At 54.6% G+C, this 20,654-nt stretch carries 14 protein-coding genes, 2 tRNA genes and 1 pseudogene; 11 read left to right on the top strand and 6 right to left on the bottom strand.

What is annotated here, in order from left to right:
• On the bottom strand, positions 1 to 311 hold a 311-nt coding region (locus M0Q23_05610; GenBank protein MCK9528110.1), incomplete at its 3' end, for a transposase.
• A 468-nt stretch (positions 312 to 779) separates the two neighbouring features.
• Between M0Q23_05610 and M0Q23_05605 the strand changes: the two genes are divergently transcribed.
• The 6 genes from M0Q23_05605 to M0Q23_05580 all read left to right on the top strand — a co-directional run bounded on the left by M0Q23_05605 (position 780) and on the right by M0Q23_05580 (position 11,486).
• Entirely contained in the window at positions 780 to 1,808 is a 1,029-nt protein-coding gene (locus M0Q23_05605; protein ID MCK9528109.1) for a hypothetical protein, read from the top strand.
• Between the two features lie 206 nt (positions 1,809 to 2,014).
• Positions 2,015 to 5,257: a hypothetical protein gene (locus tag M0Q23_05600; GenBank protein ID MCK9528108.1), complete on the top strand. Its 3,243-nt coding sequence runs from the start codon at positions 2,015 to 2,017 to the stop codon at positions 5,255 to 5,257.
• Between the two features lie 3 nt (positions 5,258 to 5,260).
• Complete coding sequence (locus M0Q23_05595) at positions 5,261 to 7,114, top strand: DUF1998 domain-containing protein (protein ID MCK9528107.1); 1,854 nt, start codon at positions 5,261 to 5,263, stop codon at positions 7,112 to 7,114.
• Between the two features lie 2 nt (positions 7,115 to 7,116).
• Complete coding sequence (locus M0Q23_05590) at positions 7,117 to 8,301, top strand: ATP-binding domain-containing protein (protein MCK9528106.1); 1,185 nt, start codon at positions 7,117 to 7,119, stop codon at positions 8,299 to 8,301.
• 3 nt (positions 8,302 to 8,304) lie between these two features.
• Complete coding sequence (locus M0Q23_05585; protein ID MCK9528105.1) at positions 8,305 to 9,933, top strand: hypothetical protein; 1,629 nt, start codon at positions 8,305 to 8,307, stop codon at positions 9,931 to 9,933.
• Entirely contained in the window at positions 9,924 to 11,486 is a 1,563-nt protein-coding gene (locus M0Q23_05580; protein ID MCK9528104.1) for an NERD domain-containing protein, read from the top strand. The genes M0Q23_05585 and M0Q23_05580 overlap by 10 nt, the downstream gene beginning before the upstream one ends.
• Before the next feature lie 228 nt (positions 11,487 to 11,714).
• Here M0Q23_05580 and M0Q23_05575 read toward each other — a convergent pair.
• From M0Q23_05575 to M0Q23_05565, 3 genes and pseudogenes are all read right to left on the bottom strand, one after another.
• Positions 11,715 to 11,849 (bottom strand): annotated as a pseudogene (locus M0Q23_05575) (transposase).
• A gap of 479 nt (positions 11,850 to 12,328) precedes the next feature.
• Positions 12,329 to 12,404: transfer RNA gene (locus tag M0Q23_05570), tRNA-Glu, on the bottom strand.
• 51 nt (positions 12,405 to 12,455) lie between these two features.
• Complete coding sequence (locus M0Q23_05565) at positions 12,456 to 14,582, bottom strand: DEAD/DEAH box helicase (GenBank protein MCK9528103.1); 2,127 nt, start codon at positions 14,580 to 14,582, stop codon at positions 12,456 to 12,458.
• Positions 14,583 to 14,855: 273 nt separating this feature from the next.
• Between M0Q23_05565 and M0Q23_05560 the strand changes: the two genes are divergently transcribed.
• Positions 14,856 to 16,145 (top strand): MFS transporter, encoded by a 1,290-nt coding sequence (locus M0Q23_05560; protein ID MCK9528102.1) that lies wholly within the window; start codon positions 14,856 to 14,858, stop codon positions 16,143 to 16,145.
• Between the two features lie 56 nt (positions 16,146 to 16,201).
• Here M0Q23_05560 and M0Q23_05555 read toward each other — a convergent pair whose 3' ends face one another.
• Positions 16,202 to 16,573 (bottom strand): hypothetical protein, encoded by a 372-nt coding sequence (locus M0Q23_05555; protein MCK9528101.1) that lies wholly within the window; start codon positions 16,571 to 16,573, stop codon positions 16,202 to 16,204.
• A gap of 260 nt (positions 16,574 to 16,833) precedes the next feature.
• A tRNA-Lys gene (locus M0Q23_05550) sits at positions 16,834 to 16,910 on the bottom strand.
• Between the two features lie 143 nt (positions 16,911 to 17,053).
• On the opposite strand from M0Q23_05550, the gene M0Q23_05545 reads away from it, so the two are divergent.
• The 4 genes from M0Q23_05545 (at position 17,054) to M0Q23_05530 (ending at position 20,534) form a co-directional block, all read left to right on the top strand.
• Positions 17,054 to 17,878 (top strand): sugar phosphate isomerase/epimerase, encoded by an 825-nt coding sequence (locus M0Q23_05545; protein MCK9528100.1) that lies wholly within the window; start codon positions 17,054 to 17,056, stop codon positions 17,876 to 17,878.
• Positions 17,879 to 17,882: 4 nt separating this feature from the next.
• Complete coding sequence (locus M0Q23_05540; GenBank protein MCK9528099.1) at positions 17,883 to 18,857, top strand: ABC transporter permease; 975 nt, start codon at positions 17,883 to 17,885, stop codon at positions 18,855 to 18,857.
• Entirely contained in the window at positions 18,857 to 19,690 is an 834-nt protein-coding gene (locus M0Q23_05535; GenBank protein ID MCK9528098.1) for an ABC transporter permease, read from the top strand. Before M0Q23_05540 ends, M0Q23_05535 begins: the two co-directional genes overlap by 1 nt.
• 67 nt (positions 19,691 to 19,757) lie before the next feature.
• Positions 19,758 to 20,534, top strand: coding sequence for a TatD family hydrolase (locus tag M0Q23_05530; GenBank protein ID MCK9528097.1), 777 nt, complete (start codon positions 19,758 to 19,760; stop codon positions 20,532 to 20,534).
• The last annotated feature ends 120 nt before the right edge of the window (positions 20,535 to 20,654 follow it).

The raw sequence follows: 20,654 nt of genomic DNA, 5'->3' as shown, positions 1-20,654 counted from the left end.
AAGACGTGCTGAAAAAACTTCATGCCGCTCAGGTACTGCCAGTAGGGGTTCTCAACCCACCCGTCAAGAACGCCTTCATCGCTGAGGTTGTGCATGTACTTGAGGTAATGCAGGGAAACCATCAGACGGGTGCTGATGGCCGGACGGCCCTGGTCAGGGCAGCAGGTCGCACCGAACAGGTCGTCCGGCCGATCCCGGTCAACCATCCCTGCCGGTTTCACCAAGGGGTGACGGAGATCAATGATCTGGAAAAGCTCTGAACGAAACAAATCTTCTTGACGATTGTGTTGGGGAGGTCGCTTCGGCTTCACAGGTGCAATTTGCAAGCTTTCTGTGGTTTTGTTGTTGAAATCTTGCAAGACCTATGGCACACATACCATAAATTGTCCAGTAATAGTATGAATATAGACTATTTTTCAGGATCGACTACCCTATAACCCGGACAGCTTATGTGCTATTAACACAATGCATTTTGTGGGTTGACGGAACGAATACAAACCGCTATAGGTAATCAGAACATTGGTTAGTGATTCTGATTACTTTCCGAATTCGACACAGGCAGAATTTTCATCGATACCTAAACACCAGCCGATTCCCGTGAGGCTAGCATGCGAGAAGCATTTAGAGACCCCGTATCTCATCACAGAGAGCGGGGTTTAGTTTTTTTATGAAATCAATATGTGACGTCCCCGTAACAAGTAAAAATAGCGTAACACCTTAAAATAATTTATAAACCACGTATTTTCCCCTTGACATCTTTTCTGTAAAGGGTATGAATCATGGTACATATTAATGAGATAGGTGCTGATGCCATGATTTATGCCCGCGATCACAAAACGTCCTGCCTGATCGACCCGTGGGACTACCCGGGACCCAAACGGCGCAGACTTTCCGACAGCCCCCGGGCCGGTCTCTTCCGGGAGCATATCCTTTCCGAGCTGCCCGTTCACAAGATCGCCTCCTGCTACACGGAGGGATTCGGGAGACCGGCCAAAGAGGTCTATGCCTCCCTTGGTGCGTTGGTTCTCCAACAGATGCACGATTTGACGGATACGGATGATGAGACCGTCTCCCGGTTTTCCTTCAATCTCCAGCGGCACTATGCCCCGGACATTCCCGACGAGTCGGACGAGGCGAAGTATCTGTGCACCAAGATCCTGTGGACCCTTCGTCATCTTGTTGCACAAAAAGGCCTGGACCGGGAGTTCTTTACCGCCACGACGGAAACCCCGACGAAGGTGTTTGGGGTGGACACCTCCAGAGAGCGGATCGATTCGGTTCATATCCGTTCCAACATGCGTCGTTTGGGGAGGATCTGCATTTTTTTCCAGAGCATCCATACCTTCCTCGTCAACCTGAAGTGGCAGCGCCGAGTTCTTTTCGAGACGATTGAGCGAGTGCTGATCGATCGGTACCTGACCAGAAAGGCCCTGGGCTGCTTTTCCCTGGTGGAGCGTTTCCGGGGAAACAAACAGGTGATATCCCTGAACACCTTCGGCGCCCTCCTGCGAGTGTTGAACGATCAGTGCGGCCTGTCGGCGACCGGAGAGATGATGGTGAAGGCACCGAAGGAGATTGCCTCGTCTTCGCTTCAAAATCCATCCGATCCTGATGCCGGCTATGACGCCCGCAAGGGTCAGGGGTATCAGGTTCAGGTCATGGAGATCTGCTGTGCCTCGTCCGACGAGGTGCTCAAAGACAGGATGTTGGCTGTCAAAGAGCGTTTTCTGAGCACGGAGCACCAGCTCAACACTCGTTTCAACGCGGCGACTGAATCTAGGACCAAAATCTGCAAAAACGCCGCATGACTTTTTACGGGACCATCAAAAATGGTAAATTCGTAATGTCTGACTCATGTAGGGAAAAATAAGAAACCGGTTATGCACAAAAACAAAGTTGGGACTTGCCCCATCGGAAATCGGGACCGGTGTCGAAGTCGCAATCGAGGCAAACCGAGGCGCAAAAAGGAACTGAATCGATTTTCGCTTGTTCATCGAAAAGATCGAGGAGGTCCTTGAGCAAGCGGATTGAGAATCGTAAAGGCGGCGGTATTTCAGGACGGGATAGAAGTGTAATGACTATATTCACTGAACCACGAAAGAGACTCATCGACTGGGTGCGCCAGCAACTGATCGGTCCACCTGATAGCCAGGATCTACCTGCTGGTGTGCTGCCTACGGAACGTTTCCCCTGTGGTGCCCTTTACCCCACATCCCAATGGGGCGAAGGTATCGACCCTTCTGCCGAAGATATAGATGAAGCTGTAGGAAATGCTGAGATTGCGGGTGAAAGATTAGCTGAGCCTGCCGTCGTGCGACGTTACGTTCCACCATCATCTCTGGGCTTCTCGTTTTTTATAAAGGGTGAGGATATTCGACTCCAGGTGTTGTGCCGTGCCGTTGGGTATGAACACACAGAACGAGATGAAGGCGGACGATACAAAAACCAGTGGACACGCAAGGAACTGGTTTCCGGGCAAGGAGACCGCGAAGAATTCGAAAACGTCAGGTGCCCTGGGAAAAACCAACACCAGAGGTTTCCCAAACTAGCAGGCAAAGCACGTGTAGATGTCCAGTGGCGTAACTTTGTTGATGGCTGGATCGTAACCATTTCTCTGTGTAATATGCAGAAGCTTTCAGATAGCAAGACAGCAAGGGACTACTCCTTTGAGCGTGCCGAAAAAACCCTGTTCGAGATCAGTCTTCGTTGCGTTATCGACGCCGGTGACGTCGGTCTCTATCCCCGTGTCGACCGAAGCCTGCTGGATCAGGAAGAACAGGAAATCGAACTCCAGTACGCCCATCGGCGCATCTACGCCATAGGGCATGGCTGCGCCGCCAATTGGGAAGTAAAGGATGGCAAGGCCTATGAACTGCGGTCCGATACAATGCCGGCAGTGGAAGTACGACAGATGACGGCTGATACTGGATCGGGAGGCAAGCCCATATTGTCGTTAGCACGATTGGCTGGTATAGACAAAGCTCACGCGACACTTTTGCCCGAGATAGGCGAGTTCATAAGCGGATACGCTAACTGGGTTGCCATCCAACAGAACAATATTGCAAGCCTTCCAGATGACGATCGTGCAGCCGAAAAGCGCATGGTCGAGCGCATGAACACAGCCGTCTCGCGTATGCGTGTAAGTTTGCGCCTACTGGGTAGCAATGAACAGGTAAGGATAGCCTTTGCCGTGGCCAATCGCGCCATGCTGGATCAGATGCGCCGGCATGATCATATCCAAGGCAAGCCATCCACTGACGAAACTTATCGTTGGCGTCCATTCCAGTTGGCCTTCTTGCTGACCACACTGGAATCCACAACGAATGAGAATAGCGAATTCCGAGATACGGTTGACTTGATATGGTTTCCGACAGGCGGTGGTAAGACCGAAGCTTATCTCGGCCTGATCGCATTCCAGATAGTGCTACGGCGACTTCGTCATCCCGATACCGGGGGCGGAACCGCTGTTCTGATGCGCTATACTCTGCGCCTGTTGACCCGTGACCAGTTCATACGCGCCACCCGTTTGATCTGTGCGTTGGAACTGATACGGCGTGAACGCGATGATCTCGGTTCCGCGCCGATTACCATAGGCATGTGGGTGGGAGAGGCCACCAGCCCCAACTCCTTTCAGAAAGCGGCTGAACTTGTAAAGAAGGCGATTGCCGCCGGCGAAAAGCCCGAACTGGTGCTCGACCGCTGCCCCTGGTGCGGGGAAGATTTTGAGGCCGGTCGTAACTACGACAGCACCACGCAGCACTTCCATTACCTTTGTCGGAACCTGGACTGCGGCTTTGGCATGTCTGCGGATGGCGTATTGCCTTGCAATATCGTCGATGAAGCCTTGTATGCCGAACCACCGACGATGTTGGTCGCCACGGTGGATAAATTCGCGAGGCTCGCCTGGGAAGAGCGTGCTAATGCGTTCTTCGGTGGCACACAGCATCGACCACCGGAACTCATCATCCAGGATGAATTGCACCTGATCGCCAGCGCGCTCGGTTCGGTGGCCGGCCTGTACGAAGCCGCCATCGACAGCGTGCTTCAATTGCGTGGCGTGTATCCAAAGTACATCGCATCGACTGCCACCATCCGTATGGCGGAGCAACAGGTAAAGCGACTGTATGGGCGCGAAGTTGCCGTGTTCCCGCCGCCTGGCCTGGACTGCGACGATGCCTATTTCGCCCGTACCGTGCCGCTGGAGCAACACCCGGGCCGAATCTACGTAGGCTATCTGGCGCCGATGCTGAACCGTCAGCAATGCCTGGCGCCGTTGGCGGCGACATTGCTACGGGCCCCGCACGTGCTGTTCGAGAGTGAACAGAATGCACAAGAACTGCTGGATGCCTGGTGGACGCAGATGGTGTATCACGGCAGCCTTAAGGGAGTAGGCAACAGCCACACGGCTTTTGCAAGTGATGTGCGCGATTTCATGCGATTGTTGTCTGGCACAACAGACGCGCAGGCCCAGGAAAACGAAAAAGCGAAAAAACAAGAACGCTCGCCGCCAAGCATTGCGCAACTTACCAGCTTGCAGACGGCGGCGCAGAATGCAGAGATTTTTTCCCGGTTAAGCAGGACGCGCGAAAAGGATGGCTGCCTGGATGCCGTGCTGGCCACCAACATGATCTCGGTTGGCCTTGATGTGGCTCGATTGGCGCTGATGATTATCAACGGCCAGCCGTTGACCACAGCGGAATATATTCAGGCCAGCAGCCGCGTGGGGCGTAGCGACGTGCCTGGCGTAGTGTTCGCGAACTACTACCGTGAACAGGCACGCAGCCTGTCGCACTACGAGAGCTTCCGCCCTTACCATGAAGCCTTCTACCGCTTCGTCGAGCCTACCAGCGTCACGCCTTATACCTACCAAGCCCGCCAGCGTGCACTGGCGGCGGCATTGGTCGTCGTGATGCGCCACGGTGGGGTTGGATTGTTGAATAACGGTGCAGCTGCCAATTTTGACTCGAACGATTCGCATGTTGCCAAAGCCGTTGAACAATTCAAACGACGTTGCGTACTATCAGCACCCGATCAGGTTGATGAGGTAAGCGGCCATATCGACGCTCTAATTGCCGAGTGGCAGACCGAGGTCAAACGCTGCCGGTCAGATCGAAGACAATTGGAGTATCAAGTCCCCGATAAGGACAATGGGCGCGATCGCCTGTTGTACAACTATGATGATCGTATTCGCGGCCTGTGGCCGACGTTGCAATCCATGCGCAATGTCGAAAACACCGCCCTGCTCAAGGCATTATGACCTATGGCCAATGAATTGATTCCCATACGTCTGTCACACCTGCTCGGCCATAGCGGCGTCGGAGCCATCGTGCGAGGGGCAAATGGGCTGGCGGTCGTTCAGGACACCCGGCAATGGACTGATCGCTCTGGTCGTTTCGTGGGCAAGCTGATTCCCTATGTGGAGCGCGTGCGTGCCGCGCTGGGGCTCGAGGAGCAACTGCGCGAGCCGCCTGTGGCGAAAGAGATGCCGAGTGGCCAGGTAGATGGTGCCTGTGTACCGGCGACGCGATTTCCATCCTGGATGCGCTGCCCGTCCTGTGGCACCTTGTATCGCTGGCCGTGGCAGAACGATCAGCCCGATCACGTCCCCCGCTGCAATCAACAGAATTGCAGAAATCACCCTAAGCTGGAACAGGTGACCTGGGTGCTCGCGCATCCTTCAGGGTACCTTGCCGATGTGCCGTGGCATTTTCTCTCGCACAAGAACGCGCGTGAACCTGCTCAGCGCAACTGCAAAATACGGGATCAACTACGATTGATTGAACTAGGTTACGAGAAGCGCATATTGCGGTGCGGCGCCTGCCGTGCTGAAACCCCGTTTCGTGATGGTGAACGAATGGGCTTTGGCCAAGGGCGGATGCAGCCATGGACCAAAGACGATCTGGTTCCGCCAGGAGAAGTTGCAGAAGAAGATGACAAAGACCCCGCACAGGTGCTGGTGATCAATGACACGCGGCTTTACGAGCCAGTGGCAAAATCTGTTTTGGTGATTCCACCGGAATCCCGCGTGCGAAAGGGGACCGTCGTGGATCTCCTGTACCGCAATTCCAAAGACCGAAGTCGTATAGACGGCGCACGAACACCATTGGCGAGGAAAGGCATCATACGAACTCTGGCGACGGAGTATCACTGTACCCCCAAGGATATCGAAACCGCATTGGCTGATCTTGCCAGCGGCTATCCCTTGTATGGCGAGAACCTTACGTTCGGACAACTGCGGGAAAGCGAGTTTAAGGCATTTCTTGAGGTTCTGCCCGACCAGCGCGAGGACGAAGACCTGGTGACTCGCAACAAAAGTGATGAGTGGCGTAAACTGGAGATGGCGGTCGATCTGAACCCTGATGAGCGAAAAATTGTCCACGGTATCCGTCACCTTGTCCGCGTGGATCGCCTCAAGGCGGTGAAAGTATTCAAGGGCTTTAAGCGGCCGTGCGCGACTAATGAGGAAAAAAAGAGAGGTGTGGTTGAAGCTACTGTTCCGCCAGATATTGTTGGTCAATCAGACTGGTTGCCAGCCATCGAGTTGTACGGAGAGGGCATTTTCCTCGTGCTTGATGAGGACAGGCTCAGAATCTGGGAGCAAACACCTGCTGTTGTTTCGCGTCTGAATCAGCTACTCCCCCGATTTGCCCAATCCGGTCGCGATAACCCCAACCCACTGACCACACGCTTCATGTTATTGCATACCTTATCACACCTGTTGATGCGACAAATCGAATCCGAGGGTGGCTATCCTGCAGCGTCGCTTATTGAGCGGCTTTATTGCGCAAACGCTCCAGAGCCTATGGCCGGGATTCTCATCCATGTCGCCGTTCCCGACATCACCGGCTCACTGGGTGGTCTGGCTGAACTGAGCGAACCCCGGCGCTTCCTGGGCATCCTGATTCGAGCATTGGAGCATTCACGCTGGTGTTCGCTTGACCCGGTTTGCAGTGAGCATGAAGGTCAAGGACCGGGCTTACTGAATCGCGCTGCCTGCCATGCCTGTGCGCTGGTGCCCGAACCTGCCTGCGAATACGGCAATACTTTGCTGGACCGCGGATTCGTCAAGGACGATGTTGCCGACGGGTTGCCTTCATTCTTTGGAGTACCTTGACTATGCCGATTGATCGCACGCGCCGATTTACACTTCCGGGAATTCATGAACTGAACAAGGATCAGGATGAGGCGCTGGCATTACCGTTGGAGGGGCGACACCTGATTATTGGTGGTCCCGGAACTGGTAAGTCAGTTGTGGCATTGTTACGGGCTCGACGACTCTCGCAGAAGGATAAGACCTACCGAACTCTCGTTTACAATCACTTGCTGGATCATTCGAACCGTCATTTATTTGGCAGTGAACGGGCATTTTCGGCCAAAACCTGGGACACTTGGTTTCGAGATATTTGCAAATATTTTTTTAAATCAGTTCCGACACTTGAACCGGATTATCCGGGAGGCTATCGGCCAATAGATTGGAATACCGTCGAACTCGAGGTTCAATCTCTGGATAATATTCCAGATCAAAGCGACAAGTTTATTGTTATCGATGAGGGACAGGATATGCCACCAGCCTTTTATCGAACGCTGACCCATCTGGGGTTCGAGAACTTCTACGTAACTGCCGACCAGAACCAGCAGATTCACCCCGACAACTGTAGCTCACGCCAAGACATCGAAAACACGCTGGTAATTGAACCCGACGACACGCTGGAACTGAAAACCAACTATCGGAACACGCGTCCTATCGCGCTACTGGCACAGCACTTTTACCCAGCTGATCCAGCCAGTCCAAAACCGGACCTGCCCGATCTTCAACCTGCTGCCGCGACGCCGGAGTTATGGACTTACGGCACCGCCAACACAGCAACGCTGGCTGCGATTGCAGACAATATCCTCCGGTTGAGCGACCGTAATCCACGCAAGCTCATTGGAATCATTACTCCAGACAATAAAGTGCGGACGAAATTCAATGACACGCTTCGTAGTGCCAATCCAAAGCTGGACAATGGCAAACCGCCGATCCATACCTTCGTTTCCGGCCAGCGGGAATTACCGGACTTCGGTCAGGGCGGCATCATGACCATAAACGCCCAGTCCTGCAAAGGCTTGGAGTTTGACACCGTCATCTTGGCTGATATCGACCAGCACCAACCGAAACACGATCCTTATGCGCTCAAGGCACGGTTTTATGTAATGGTGGCGCGTGCCCGAGAACAGCTCATGCTGCTCCGTACTGGCAATATTTGTCCCGTCGTGGATGGATTACTGCCCACCGACCCCTCTATTCTTGTTAGGAAGTAGGTCATGATCACGAAAATAGGTACTCCAAAGAAGCCCCGAAGTCGACGAAAACCGGCGCGCATATGGCACCTGGTAACCAACCATCAAAACATGCTTTACATGCTGGCTGCCGGCATGGTGATGGGACCCGCAGGTTTTCGAAATAAGTACTATTCTGATTCATTGAGCCTCTGTCCGGGCTGGATTCCCTTGTTCCGTAACAAGGTCAAGATACCAGCCGACATTTTGAAGCGTGCCACCAGTGAGCGTAAGCATTTATTGCCCTGCATCGCGTCTCTCGATTTGAGAGATTTTTCCGGCCCGGTTCGGATGCTGTCTCGAGATGGCCGTATGCGACACGTCGCCTCGTCAGCCGCGAGAAAACGTAAAGATGACATTGCTATGTTCGTCCGTGCGCCACTACCGACAACCTTGCTATTGAGCGTTAACTTTTGCACACCCGAGGACAGGCAGACATTCGAAAGTGCCGCCAATGATGTCTCGAACGTCGATCTGACCTCTCATCGGGTTGAGATTGCGGAATCGCTGTTTTCCGCCGACACGGAGGTGATGTGGCCAGCAACGCAGCCACAAACGCAGCTGTTTGAGAATAGCAATGACAATTCGCCGGCTTTTGGACAGGCACTTGGCGGTGTACTTGCGATGCTGCATCACACTGCTAATCGCAGTGATCTGGGACTTGCGGCCTTTCGGCTAGCAACTGGAACCGCACGTGGTGAAGATAGTGACCTGGTCCAAAGCGATCCCATACTGGCAGAGCTTCCCAACTGGATGGAGGGAAGTGAGATATCCGGGCAAGCAGATACCCGTGCCGAGCTCTATTGGGGCGTTATCCAATCGCTGGTTGTTGCGCAAACGCAGGAACGCCCGCAATCGCCCATCGATGTGGCGCTTGCGTATCTAGAGAAACAACTTGACTTGCTACGGGAAATGGAATTTCGGCCACGTCTGGAACGATTGATCGCGGACATGCGAGGTTTCATAGGACTTGGTGGTGGAACAATCACTGAACTGCTTGAGAGGCACAAGGGGTCTTTATCGAGACCTTTACTGTTGTTCTGCCTGCGCGAGAATTGCACGGAACTACTAGAGTTTTCGCATCCGTTATTGAGTGATGCCGAGTACATTCTTGCTGGAATCCTGTTCGGTGTGCGCGATAGCTGGCTGCAGTTGCCTAAGGAGCTGCGCGATCCGATTATGTCTGCCTACGTGGCTTTTCGGATGGTGGACGCTGAGCACCGTAAACAAGGTGAAAACCTTGTCATGAGTGCGCCGCCACGGCCGAAGCCCTTGCGAGAAATTTTTACATCGCCAAGCGGTGGGTTGAACAGTGTGAAGAATGACGTAGCCGTAGAACTCGCGAGCAGATGCAATTGGAACGATTGCATTCAGACACGCATCACTTTGGAGGAGGGTAATTTACCTGAAAGCTTTGAACGAAAAGGCTTGCAGGTAGTGCTGCCAGGTAGGGTAACGACTGTTAAGGAAGAAGTGGATGAGGCCAAATTTCTTCATCGTTTGGGACAATGGCCGCCAATAGCTCCCCTGATCGAATCCGAAGTGCGCAAGAAACTTGGAAGTTTGCAAGAAATCGAAGAAAAGGAAAACGGAAACGGTTCATCATGCGGATGATTCCCAGCCAACCCCTGGTCACCAGCAGTAATGCGGAAATACGAATATTTGACCAGCTGCGCTCGGCATTTTCCAGGCCGGACCAGAACGGCTGGTTTGCCATGCACTCACTCAACCTCCCGCGGCATGAATACAAGCGGTTTGGAGAAATCGACTTTGTTATATGCGGGCCGGAAGGCCTTTTCGTGCTGGAGGTCAAAGGCGGCGGAGTGTCCTGCCATGATGGCATCTGGGAAACCACGAACCGGTATGGTGAAACTGAGCGATTGCGGGAGTCACCGTTCAAACAAGCGGAGGGGGCGCTGCATGGTTTGCGGGGAAAGCTTCCCGCTTCTCTCTCGAATGTATTTGTGGTTGGTTACGGTGTAGTCATGCCGGATGTCGAGCGGCTTCCCGATAGTGCTGAGTGGGATCGCGCCGTTCTTGCGGACGGCCGGGACTTCAGGCAGTTCGAAAAGTGGCTGGAACGATTTATGAGGTACTGGCGTGCGAAGGATCCTTGCAAGGGTGTCGCAACCCCTTCGCAATTGAAAGTATTGCAGCAGCACTTGCGACCCGATTTCGAGGCTGTTGTACCATTGCATGTTTCTGCCCATGAGGTCGAAACGCGTATTGCCCGCCTGACAGAGGATCAGTTGAAGTTGATCGATGTCGTCGAAGCAAACCCGCGGGTAATATGTTCCGGAGGTGCCGGGACAGGGAAAACAATGCTGGCGCTTGAACTGGCGAAGCGCTGGGGCGCATCTGGAATGAGAACCGCACTGGCCTGCCATTCACCTTGGCTCAAGCGCTTCCTGGAACGGAACGCCGTGCCCGGGCTGATTGTCAGCTTGACGGAGTCGATTCATGTCGCCGCCAAGCGTGCCGGCATTGAAAGATTCGATGCGTTGATCGTCGATGAAGGTCAGGACATATTGAACATGGATGCGCTGGCCCAGCTTGATAGCTGTTTACATGGTGGCATAAGCGAAGGCCGTTGGTGTTTTTTTCACGACGCCAACAATCAATCCGGCCTGTGTGGCTCCTATATGCCCGATGCCTATGAGTATCTGGAAAGTATTTGCCCGGCGCGAATCCCTCTGAAGACGAATTGCCGGAACTCACTGCCGATCCTGCAGCGGATACAAGGTGATCTGAGCGCTGATGTGGGTAATTCAGGCGTTGGTGATGGACCTGCGGTACGTGATGTTCTTGTCGCGGACGCAGACAGTGCTATCCCAGCTCTAGAGAAAGAGCTGCACGATCTAGTGGATGGCGAGGGATTCAACCGAGGAGATATCGTCATACTTTCGCCTTTACCATTTGTACAGTCTTGGGCGTCTTCTCTTTCCGAGAATTTGCGAAATTCAATCTCCGTTCTGGACGATGCTTCACCCCGTAACAGAAATCGTCATTTCATTGGCTTTGCACAGATCGGAGATTTCAAAGGGCTTGAGAGCGAGGTAGTTGTTCTTGTCGATATGCCAAGACCTGGGCATATCGAGTCCCTACGTTCGCTTCACTATGTTGGGATGAGCAGGGCGCGCGCGCTGTTGAGCATGATTCATTGCTGATACCGGCATGGCAACTCTGGGATGGCGAGATTACCCGCCTCGATGCCATCGGGAATTGGACCTGCAGGGTTTGCGTGAGCGTGTCAGCTACGATAGTCGACCCTGAAAAACTCGTTTTTTCAGATCGCTGTCCTACCCACAGGCTCTTTGGAAACCAAAGCGGTACCAAGGCCGTTGGCAGCCGCCGAAGTACTGCAGGAACAATGAGCGCAAAAAAGCGGCAGCGAAGCGCTGCAGCTTCCGGAAGTTCATCCCGGCGGCACAGAGGATCGCATTGATCCGGTCTCCTTCGGTTCCCTTCAGGCGGTTACGATCCATCCGATGCTCACGTTTTACATGACCGATCCCCGGTTCGATCGCCGCAACGCTCACCTTGCAGCCGAACTCGTAGCGCCCGTCAAGAGCGCCTTCATCGCTGAGGTTGTGTATGTACATGAGGTAACGCAGGGAAACCATCAGACGGGTGCTGATGGCCGGACGGCCCTGGTCAGGGCAGTAGGTCGCTTCGGTTTCATAGGTGCAATTTGCAAGCTTCCTGTGGCTTTGTTGTTGAAATCTTGCAAGGCCTATGGCACACATACCATACATTGTCCAGTAATAGTATGAATATAGATTATTTTTCAGGATCGACAAGGTAGTGTCCAGAAAGGCACCGCTGTGGCTTTTTCAGGGCAAACATGGCCCATTATCGTGGACAGTCTGTCACGTGCCTCTGACAATGGGGGCTATTATCGTCCGGTGTCTATATTTGTAGACCCAAGTGGGAAACAGGGTGGGAAATGGAATTCCAGAAGCACAACAGGGGGCAGGAAAAGATGTTCCAACCCCCTGTTCGTGTTTTCTGGCGTCCCCACGGGGAGTCGAACCCCGGTCGCCGGCGTGAAAGGCCGGTGTCCTAGGCCTCTAGACGATGGGGACGTATAGCGTGTACGTGTAGGGGTCGCCTTATATAGTGTTCCATGTGACCTGTCAAGTAGAAACGATCTTTATCGTCTGGTCGAATACGACAGGTTCCCGCAGGATGAGGTCTCGTGCTTCCAGGGCCATCGAGGCGATATGTGGGTGCGAATCCCTGAGCGCGCCGATCTGGCGTAGATTGTCCGCCGTGCGCGATATGAGCATGGCCAGGTCGCCGTCGGCGATTCTCAGACTCCTGGTTACGAGACTCCAATGAAACCCCCGGGCCCAATGATAGAGGGCGAGGGACGCCCAGAGCGGGAGGGGCGGAACCTCAAAGCCCGCCTCTTTCATACGGTCCGCCAGCGGCTTGACGGATTTCGTGATATCATCGTAGGCTCTTCGAAGCTTCTTGGGGACGCTGCTTTTCTGAACGATCACGTCCTGTCCCCGATCGGAAACGAAAGGGGCAACCACCGCCGCCAGTAAAGCCGGATCCTCGCCGGGGAACGCGTTCTTTTTTACGCATTCGGCGATAAGCAGGGGCAGGTCCAGGCGAAGCCGTGATGCCCACAGTCCCGATTCCGTGAGACGGCCGTCACCATCAACGTAGCCTTCCTGTTGCAGGAATGCCAGGTAGCGGAGAAAATCCCCCCAGAGGCTGCCGCTCCGGGGATGCTTTTTTTTTGTGGGCCGGAAATCCGCGAAGGAAGCCTGGAAGATGGCCTTGATTTCATCGGGCCCATGGGACAGGAGCAGATTGAGAACCATGGAAAAGTCGTTGCGTATACGACTCTGGATTCGTTCAGGCCTTCGGGCCGGCATGTTTTTCAGGTGGAAGAGATCCATGAATTTCCCCGGAACGGCAACCATGAAGCCGATCTTGTCCAGTCCCCGCCGCCCGGCCCTGCCCGTCATCTGGTGGAATTCCGTTGCGTCAAGGGGGATGAACTCGTGACCGTTAAAGCGGTCGGAATTGAAAAGAACCACTGTACGGGCCGGAAAATTAACGCCCGCCGCCATGGTGGATGTCGCGAAGACCGCTTCCAGGAAGCCGTTTTTCATCATGTGTTCCACCAGGAATTTCCAGGCCGGGAGCTGTCCGCCGTGGTGAGAGCCGCACCGGAGCCGTCGCAGGGCCGTCAGCTGCTTGTGGTCCATGAGAAACGGGTAGTCATCGAGGAAGACATTCAGTTCCGATTCGAAGCTCTTCCCGTCTTTACGTCGGGGGTAGCTGTGGCAAAGCGAAAGGGCGGCGTCGCACTCGTCACGGGATTTGAGGAAGAAGATGGCAGGCAGGAGATTCATGGCCCTCAAAACGACCAGTATGTCGCCGAAGGGCGGTAATCGAGAAGCCCGTGCCCGCGAATGACTTTTTTCCATGAAGGAAACAACCTTTTCATGCAGTGCCCGTCCCTTCAGGAGAGGAATCATCCGTCCCGAGGGATGAAGAAAGAGGGGGTGAAGCGGAACGGGACGCCTGGTTTCTTCGACAACGAGGCATTCCTTGTCGCGAATGGTTTCAAGCCAGGCGGCGATTTCATCGGCGTTGCCTATAGTGGCCGAAAGCAGGAGCATGTTGATCCGGGGGGGAAGATAGATCATGACTTCCTCCCAGACGACGCCCCGCTCTCTTTCTCCCAGAAAGTGTGCCTCGTCAAGGACGACCAGGTCACAGTCGAGCATCTCTCCACGGTGCATGGAGTCGTAGAGTTGGTTTCTCAGTATTTCCGTGGTTCCCACAACGAGCGGCGCGTCGGTGTTTTCCTTGGTGTCGCCCGTGAGGATTCCCACCCGGTCAGCCCCGAAAATCTCTCCGAATTCAACCCACTTTGAGTTTGACAATGCCTTCAGGGGCGACGCGTACCAGCAGCGTCCTCCCCGCTCCAGGGTTTGGGCGATCGCTCTTTCGGCGATCCAGGTTTTCCCTGCTCCCGTTGGAGCCGTGACAAGGCAGTCTGTCCTTGTGATTGCCTTCAGGGCTTCAATCTGAAAGGGATCTGCCGCGAAAGGAACCGATGCCGGTTTGCCGATCCCTGAAAAAAGGCGTTTCAGATCGCCATCGATTTCCGGTTTCATCCGGAACGGCCGGGAATGCTTCTGATCCTCGTGATCCTGGTGAACCCGGCGTCGGCTGCTGCCGGCCTTGCGTTCCCTGAACTGTCTTCGGGCCTTGTAGTTTTTTTTCGCCTGTGCCATGAAGTACTTTCGTTCGTGTATCCTTACGTAAGACCTTTAATGTTGTCGTTTCGAGGAGCATCGCGACGAGAAATCTTTCTTTACTATCGATATGTTGCAAGATTTCTCCCTGCGGTCGAAATGACACAATCGATAGTTTTCCAATAAAGGTTTCTACGTGTTGTCCCGCGATCGCGATGAACGCCACCCTATCACAGGAACGGAACACCGTAAAGCTCGGACCGGGGCGGCGGTGTCCTGAATCCCTGCGGGAAAACAAGAAATGATGGTGCCATGAATCAGACTGACCGTGGAAGTTCTTCCCAGAGCGTTATCGACAGGCCCGAGCCCAGGTTCTTCTGGGGATGGTACGTGGTCATCGGTGCCTTCATCATGATGGGCATCAACTACGGGGCGCGCTACAGCTTCGGCGTCTTCGTGACCCCCATGTTCGAAGAGTATGGTTGGTCCATGTCCGTCATATCACTGGCGGCCACGATCAGCCTTTTCATGTATGCCGCCGGAGGCATTTTCTGGGGCCGTCTCCTGGACCGCATGGCTCCCCGGTGGATCATGACAACCGGCGTCTTCCTTGTGGCGCTCGGATTCATTGTCGCCAGCGTAGCCGCAAATCCTGCCTGGCTCTATGTTTTTTACGGGGTGTTCTGCGGGCTCGGCGCGTCCTGCTTCGGTGTCGTGGTGGCCGGTTCCTCCGTGGGAAAGTGGTTTGTCCGCCGCAGGGGAACCGCCGTCGGCATGGGTTCCGTGGGTATCGGCCTGGGGACACTCATTATAGCGCCCATGGCGGGCTGGGTTGTCCAGCATTTCGGCTGGCGGACGGGTTTCGTTACCATGGGCGTTGCCGTTTTTGTCCTGGGCACCCTTGTGTCGCAGACGTTGATGAGAAAATCGACGCCGGAGGAACACGGCATGTATCCCGACGGAATAACCGCGGACCAGTGGAGAACCGTCAGCAGCGTTGACAGGTCGGAGGACTATTCGTCGGTCCGTTCGGTTCTCGGAGACTACCGCTTCTGGATACTTGCCTACTGCTACAGCACGGGTTCGCTGATCGTGTTCATGATGTTCGTGCATCAGGTGCCTTATGCTTTGGAGATGGGCGTCGATAAGGTTTCCGCCGCCACATCGATAGGGCTTGTGGGCTTCGCGAGCGCTTTTGGACGATTCTTCTACGGCTGGTTCAGTGACCGGCTTCGTGATCCCACCTATTCGGGCTTGATCGGCTTTTTTTTCATGACCCTCGGCATTGTTATGCTGATCCGCATGACCACGCCTGTCGGCCTGTATCTCTACGCCTCCGTATTCGGCTTTGGTTACGGCTCACTGTCGACCATGCCCCCGGTCCTCCTTTCCCGCCGTTTCGGACGCCGGATTCTGGGGTCCGCCTATGGCACGCTTTCCTTCTTTATCGCCGGTATCGGCAGCCTGGGTCCTCTCGCGGGCGGGATCATCTACGACAGGGCAGGTTCCTATGGAATAGCATGGAAAATCAATGGTCTGCTGGCTCTTCTTGCGATGGTGGTCCTGTTTTTCTTCCGAAGCGCACGGGACGAAGGCCTGTAAAAAAGGGGCTCCTGCCGGAGCCCCTTCAAATCAGTGCCGTCACCGTGCCGCCACACTTACTGCGGTTGTGTCTGAGCCACGGCATCACTTTCCTTCTTTTCTTTTTTCTGTTTCTTTTTCTGCTGCCGTTTGCTCTCTTCCGCGACATCTTCAGCGGCGACTTTCTTTCTGGACTTTTCCTCCTTCGGCAGCGCGAGTTTTTCCGCCTTCGTCCGAGCTTTATCCTCGATCTTCCGGGCCATGGCCGCGATGGTTCTCAGCCGGGCCTTGGCCCTCTTTATCCTGGCCTTGATCATTTTAACGGCCGGATCTCTGTCGATGGTCTTCGCTTCGACCCCCTCGCCGGTGAGAAGGGAAATCCGTTCAGCCAGTTTTCCTTCCCAGAAAACCGCCTGGTTTTGTCGGGTATCTTCACTTTTGGATGCCATGGGTTCGGTCCTTTCTCCAGTATTGACGGCTTGAGACCTGAATTTTGTCATTTCGAGGAGCATCGCGACGAGAAATCTTTCTTTAACATCGATATGTTGCAAGATTTCTCCCTGCGGTCGAAATGACACAACCGATAGTTTTTCAAGCCAGGTCTCGGCTTCGTAAAAAGTTGCCGGAGGCATGCCTCCGGCGGTATAACCGGATGCCGTCAGTATCGCCTGACGGACAGGTCAGGCGGTGCTTCCGGTGTGTGGTTGCATGGTGGGCCGTGCGGGATTTGAACCCGCGACCAACGGATTAAAAGTCCGCTGCTCTACCGAGCTGAGCTAACGGCCCGTTACCGAACCACAAAAAGAAAACTCATTAACAGGAAGGCTTTTTTATTGTCAAGGAGAAAAACTGCTCCTGTTGTGCCGGTTGTGATAGGTACTGCCCTGTGCTAAAGGAATAGACAGCATGGGAAGAGAGAAAAACATACCATGAACGCGCAGCCGATCCTGGAGCGGGTCCAGGTCAACATGCCCTATCGTTTTCTCATCGAGCGGTATTTCCCCGTTGTTCTCGAGGAAGGAATACACTTGGAGATCGGCTTCGACTGCTTTGCACTGGACGGCTACAGCCGTGAGCATTTTCGCGAAACCGCGAAGATCCTCCAGGACGCCGGCCTGGAAATCACCTTCCACGCGCCCTTTTATGACCTGCGCCCCGGTGCCCTGGATGAGAAGATCCGTGAAGTGACGGCGGCAAGACTCGCCCAGGTCTTCGATCTTGTTCCCTTCTTCAATCCACGGTCCGTAGTGTGCCATGCCGCCTTCGACCGTCGGTACTACGTATCGAATGAAGAAGCCTGGTTGGAAAACAGCATTCGCACCTGGACTCCTCTTGTGCGCCGGGCAGGAGAACTGGGAACGTCATTGATGCTTGAAAATGTTTACGAAGACCGTCCTGACGAGCTGAAGGTTCTTCTCGAGTACCTGAAAGACGTCACCGGTGATGGTCAGGCTCCGGTGGGGCTCTGCTTTGATACAGGTCACTGGAACGCCTTTTCGCTTTCGTCGCTGGAGGTCTGGATGGCCGCCCTGGGTCCCTGTATCGGACAGATCCATCTTCATGACAACGACGGTTCCGGAGACCAGCATCTGCCCGTGGGAGAAGGAACGTTTCCCTTTCAGCGTTTCATGGATGCGTTGAAGAAGGCGGGGAGCACACCTATTGTCACTTTAGAACCCCACACCCGGGAAGCCCTGGAGAAAAGCCTGGAAAAGATCGACGCCATGAATCTTCTCGATACGAAAAGGCCCTGACGGCATGGCACGCTACATTCTAAAACGCCTTGTCACTATGATACCCCTTCTTTTCGGGATTACCGTCATCTGTTTCGTGGTGATCAATCTCGCGCCCGGTTCTCCCACGGACATGCAGACCGAACTGAGTCCCCACGCCTCGGTAGAAGCCCGGGAGCGTCTCATGGAACTCTACGACCTGGACAAGCCGCTCCACGTTCAATATTACCTCTGGGTGAAAAAGCTGGTTGTCCTTGACCTGGGCAACTCCTTTTCCCCTGACGGAAGGCCTGTCGTAGACAAGATTGCCGAACGGCTGCCCATCACCATCATGATCAACGTCCTGTCACTGGTTCTCATTATACTGGTGGCTGTACCCGTGGGCGTTCTTTCGGCCGTCCATCGTGACTCTCTTTTTGACAAGATTACGACGGTTTTCGTCTTTATCGGTTTCGCGATGCCTACCTTCTGGCTGGCCCTGCTTCTGATGATTCTTTTCGGCGTCAACCTGGGCCGGCTCCCTATTTCGGGTATACGGTCACTTAATTACGAGTACTTCCCTGCCTGGTACCAGTGGGTCGACCTGGCGAAGCATCTCATCCTTCCCGTGCTGCTGTCGGCCTTCGGCGGGTTCGCCGGGCTGTCCCGGTACATGCGGTCCAACATGCTCGAGGTAATACGCCAAGATTACATTACCACGGCCCGGGCCAAGGGATTGAGTGAACGCGCGGTCATCTACAGGCACGCCCTCAGGAATGCCCTTCTCCCGGTGATCACCATCCTCGGTCTTTCCGTACCCGGCCTTATTGGTGGAAGTGTCATATTTGAAACCATCTTTGCCATTCCCGGCATGGGACAACTTTTCTATCTCTCCGTCATGTCCAGGGATTATCCCGTCGTCATGGGAATTCTGTTCATCGGCGCGGTGCTGACCCTAGCGGGCAACCTGATCGCCGATGTGTCTTACGCCGTGGCGGATCCGCGGATCAGGGTGTCGTAATGAAGGGAGACTTCTGGTACCGTTTCCTTAGAAACAGGCTGGCCCTTGCCGGCGGGATCGTCGTGATCCTCCTTTTTGCCCTGTCGCTTTTCGCTCCGGTCATTGCCCCCTACGATCCCGGCGAGATCAACATCGACGGTGTACTCGAGCCTCCCTCCCGGGAGCACCTCCTGGGGACAGATCAACTGGGGCGGGATGTCTTGAGCCGCATGATCTGGGGATCGCGAATTTCCCTGAAAGTGGGTTTCGTTGCAACGGGCATCGCCATGCTCATCGGCACCGTCCTGGGCGCCGTGGCGGGCTATTACGGCAGGTGGATCGATTCGCTGATCATGCGTTTCGTGGATGTGATGCTCTGTTTCCCCGCATTTTTTCTGATACTGGCCGTCATCGCCCTTCTTGAGCCGTCAATATGGAACATTATGGTCGTCATCGGCCTCACGAGCTGGATGGGAATAACGCGCCTCGTCCGGGCCGACTTTATTTCCCTGAAAGAGCGTGACTTCGTCCAGGCGGCCCGAGTGATCGGAGCGACGGATGTTAAAATCATTTTTCGGCATATTCTTCCCAACGCGATGGCCTCCGTGCTTGTGGCCGCCACCCTCGGCGTTGCCGGAGCGATCCTGACCGAATCGGCCCTGTCATTCCTCGGCATCGGCGTCCAGCCGCCCACGCCGAGCTGGGGTAATATTCTCACGGCGGGAAAGGACAACATCGACATCGCCTGGTGGCTGTCCCTGTATCCGGGGTTGGCGATACTCATAACAGTCCTGGGATACAATCTCCTGGGCGAGGGAATTAGAGACTCCCTCGATCCCCGGCTGCGAGAATAGCATGAAAAGCCTTTACGCGTCCGGCATCCCGCTGCCTCATACCGAATGAAGAAAGGATACTGTTACTATGCTCATCGACTCACATGCCCACCTTGAACTGGGTAACTTTGACCGTGATCGTGACGACGTCATCAAGCGGGCCCGGGCCGCCGGCCTCCGGGCCATCGTTACCGTCGGCATTGACCTCGAAGACAGCAGGAAGGCCGTTGCCCTGGCCCGCCGGTACGATATGGTCTGGGCATCTGTGGGTGTTCATCCCCACGATGCTGGGAATATCGGGCCGGAAACCTACGACGAGCTGAAAATTCTTGCGGCGGACGACAAGGTGATTGCCTACGGAGAAATCGGTCTTGATTTTTTTAAGAATTACTCGCCCAGAAACACGCAGATCGCCCGGTTCGGTGAGCAACTCGACCTCTGCCGGGACATCGGCCTGCCTGTCATTATTCATGACCGTGACGCCCACGGTGAAACGCTGGCCATGCTTGAGGAACACCGGGGAAATCTCACCGGTGTGGTGCATTGTTTTTCCGGAGATTATGCCATGGCCCGCCGGTGCCTGGACCTGGGCTACTATATTTCCATTCCCGGTACCGTAACCTACGGGAAGGCGGAAACGCTCAGGGAGGTGGTTCGTGCCGTACCCCTGAATAGACTCATGGTTGAAACCGATGCCCCCTTCCTGTCGCCGGAGCCGAAACGGGGAAAGAGAAACGAGCCGGCTTTCGTGGTGTACACGGCCCGGAAAATCGCCGATCTGAGAGGGGAGTCGTTCGAGCGTGTTGCCCGGGAGACAACAAAAAACGCGCAGAAACTGTTCGGAATACCCCCGGCAAAGACCTGACGCATTCGACATGCTCCCGGACGTATCCGGCATTTCTCCGACTGTCCTGTCTCGTCGGAAGGACTTTGAAAAAACTGTCGGTTTTGTCGTTTCTGCCTTGGGGAGAAATCGTGTTCATCA

The sequence above is a fragment of the Syntrophales bacterium genome (assembly GCA_023228425.1).
Taxonomy (GTDB): domain Bacteria; phylum Desulfobacterota; class Syntrophia; order Syntrophales; family UBA2210; genus MLS-D.
Note: the sequence above shows the minus strand (reverse complement) of the source record. Positions and strands in the feature narration are given on the sequence as shown.

What these genes read in the sequence shown, in the direction of transcription:
- M0Q23_05605 (MCK9528109.1), top strand. Translation starts at nt 780, where the DNA reads ATGGTACATATTAATGAGATAGGTGCTGATGCCATGATTTATGCCCGC.
- M0Q23_05595 (MCK9528107.1), top strand. Translation starts at nt 5,261, where the DNA reads ATGGCCAATGAATTGATTCCCATACGTCTGTCACACCTGCTCGGCCAT.
- M0Q23_05590 (MCK9528106.1), top strand. Translation starts at nt 7,117, where the DNA reads ATGCCGATTGATCGCACGCGCCGATTTACACTTCCGGGAATTCATGAA.
- M0Q23_05585 (MCK9528105.1), top strand. Translation starts at nt 8,305, where the DNA reads ATGATCACGAAAATAGGTACTCCAAAGAAGCCCCGAAGTCGACGAAAA.
- M0Q23_05580 (MCK9528104.1), top strand. Translation starts at nt 9,924, where the DNA reads ATGCGGATGATTCCCAGCCAACCCCTGGTCACCAGCAGTAATGCGGAA.
- M0Q23_05565 (MCK9528103.1), bottom strand. Translation starts at nt 14,582, where the DNA reads ATGGCACAGGCGAAAAAAAACTACAAGGCCCGAAGACAGTTCAGGGAA.
- M0Q23_05560 (MCK9528102.1), top strand. Translation starts at nt 14,856, where the DNA reads ATGAATCAGACTGACCGTGGAAGTTCTTCCCAGAGCGTTATCGACAGG.
- M0Q23_05555 (MCK9528101.1), bottom strand. Translation starts at nt 16,573, where the DNA reads ATGGCATCCAAAAGTGAAGATACCCGACAAAACCAGGCGGTTTTCTGG.
- M0Q23_05545 (MCK9528100.1), top strand. Translation starts at nt 17,054, where the DNA reads ATGAACGCGCAGCCGATCCTGGAGCGGGTCCAGGTCAACATGCCCTAT.
- M0Q23_05540 (MCK9528099.1), top strand. Translation starts at nt 17,883, where the DNA reads ATGGCACGCTACATTCTAAAACGCCTTGTCACTATGATACCCCTTCTT.
- M0Q23_05535 (MCK9528098.1), top strand. Translation starts at nt 18,857, where the DNA reads ATGAAGGGAGACTTCTGGTACCGTTTCCTTAGAAACAGGCTGGCCCTT.
- M0Q23_05530 (MCK9528097.1), top strand. Translation starts at nt 19,758, where the DNA reads ATGCTCATCGACTCACATGCCCACCTTGAACTGGGTAACTTTGACCGT.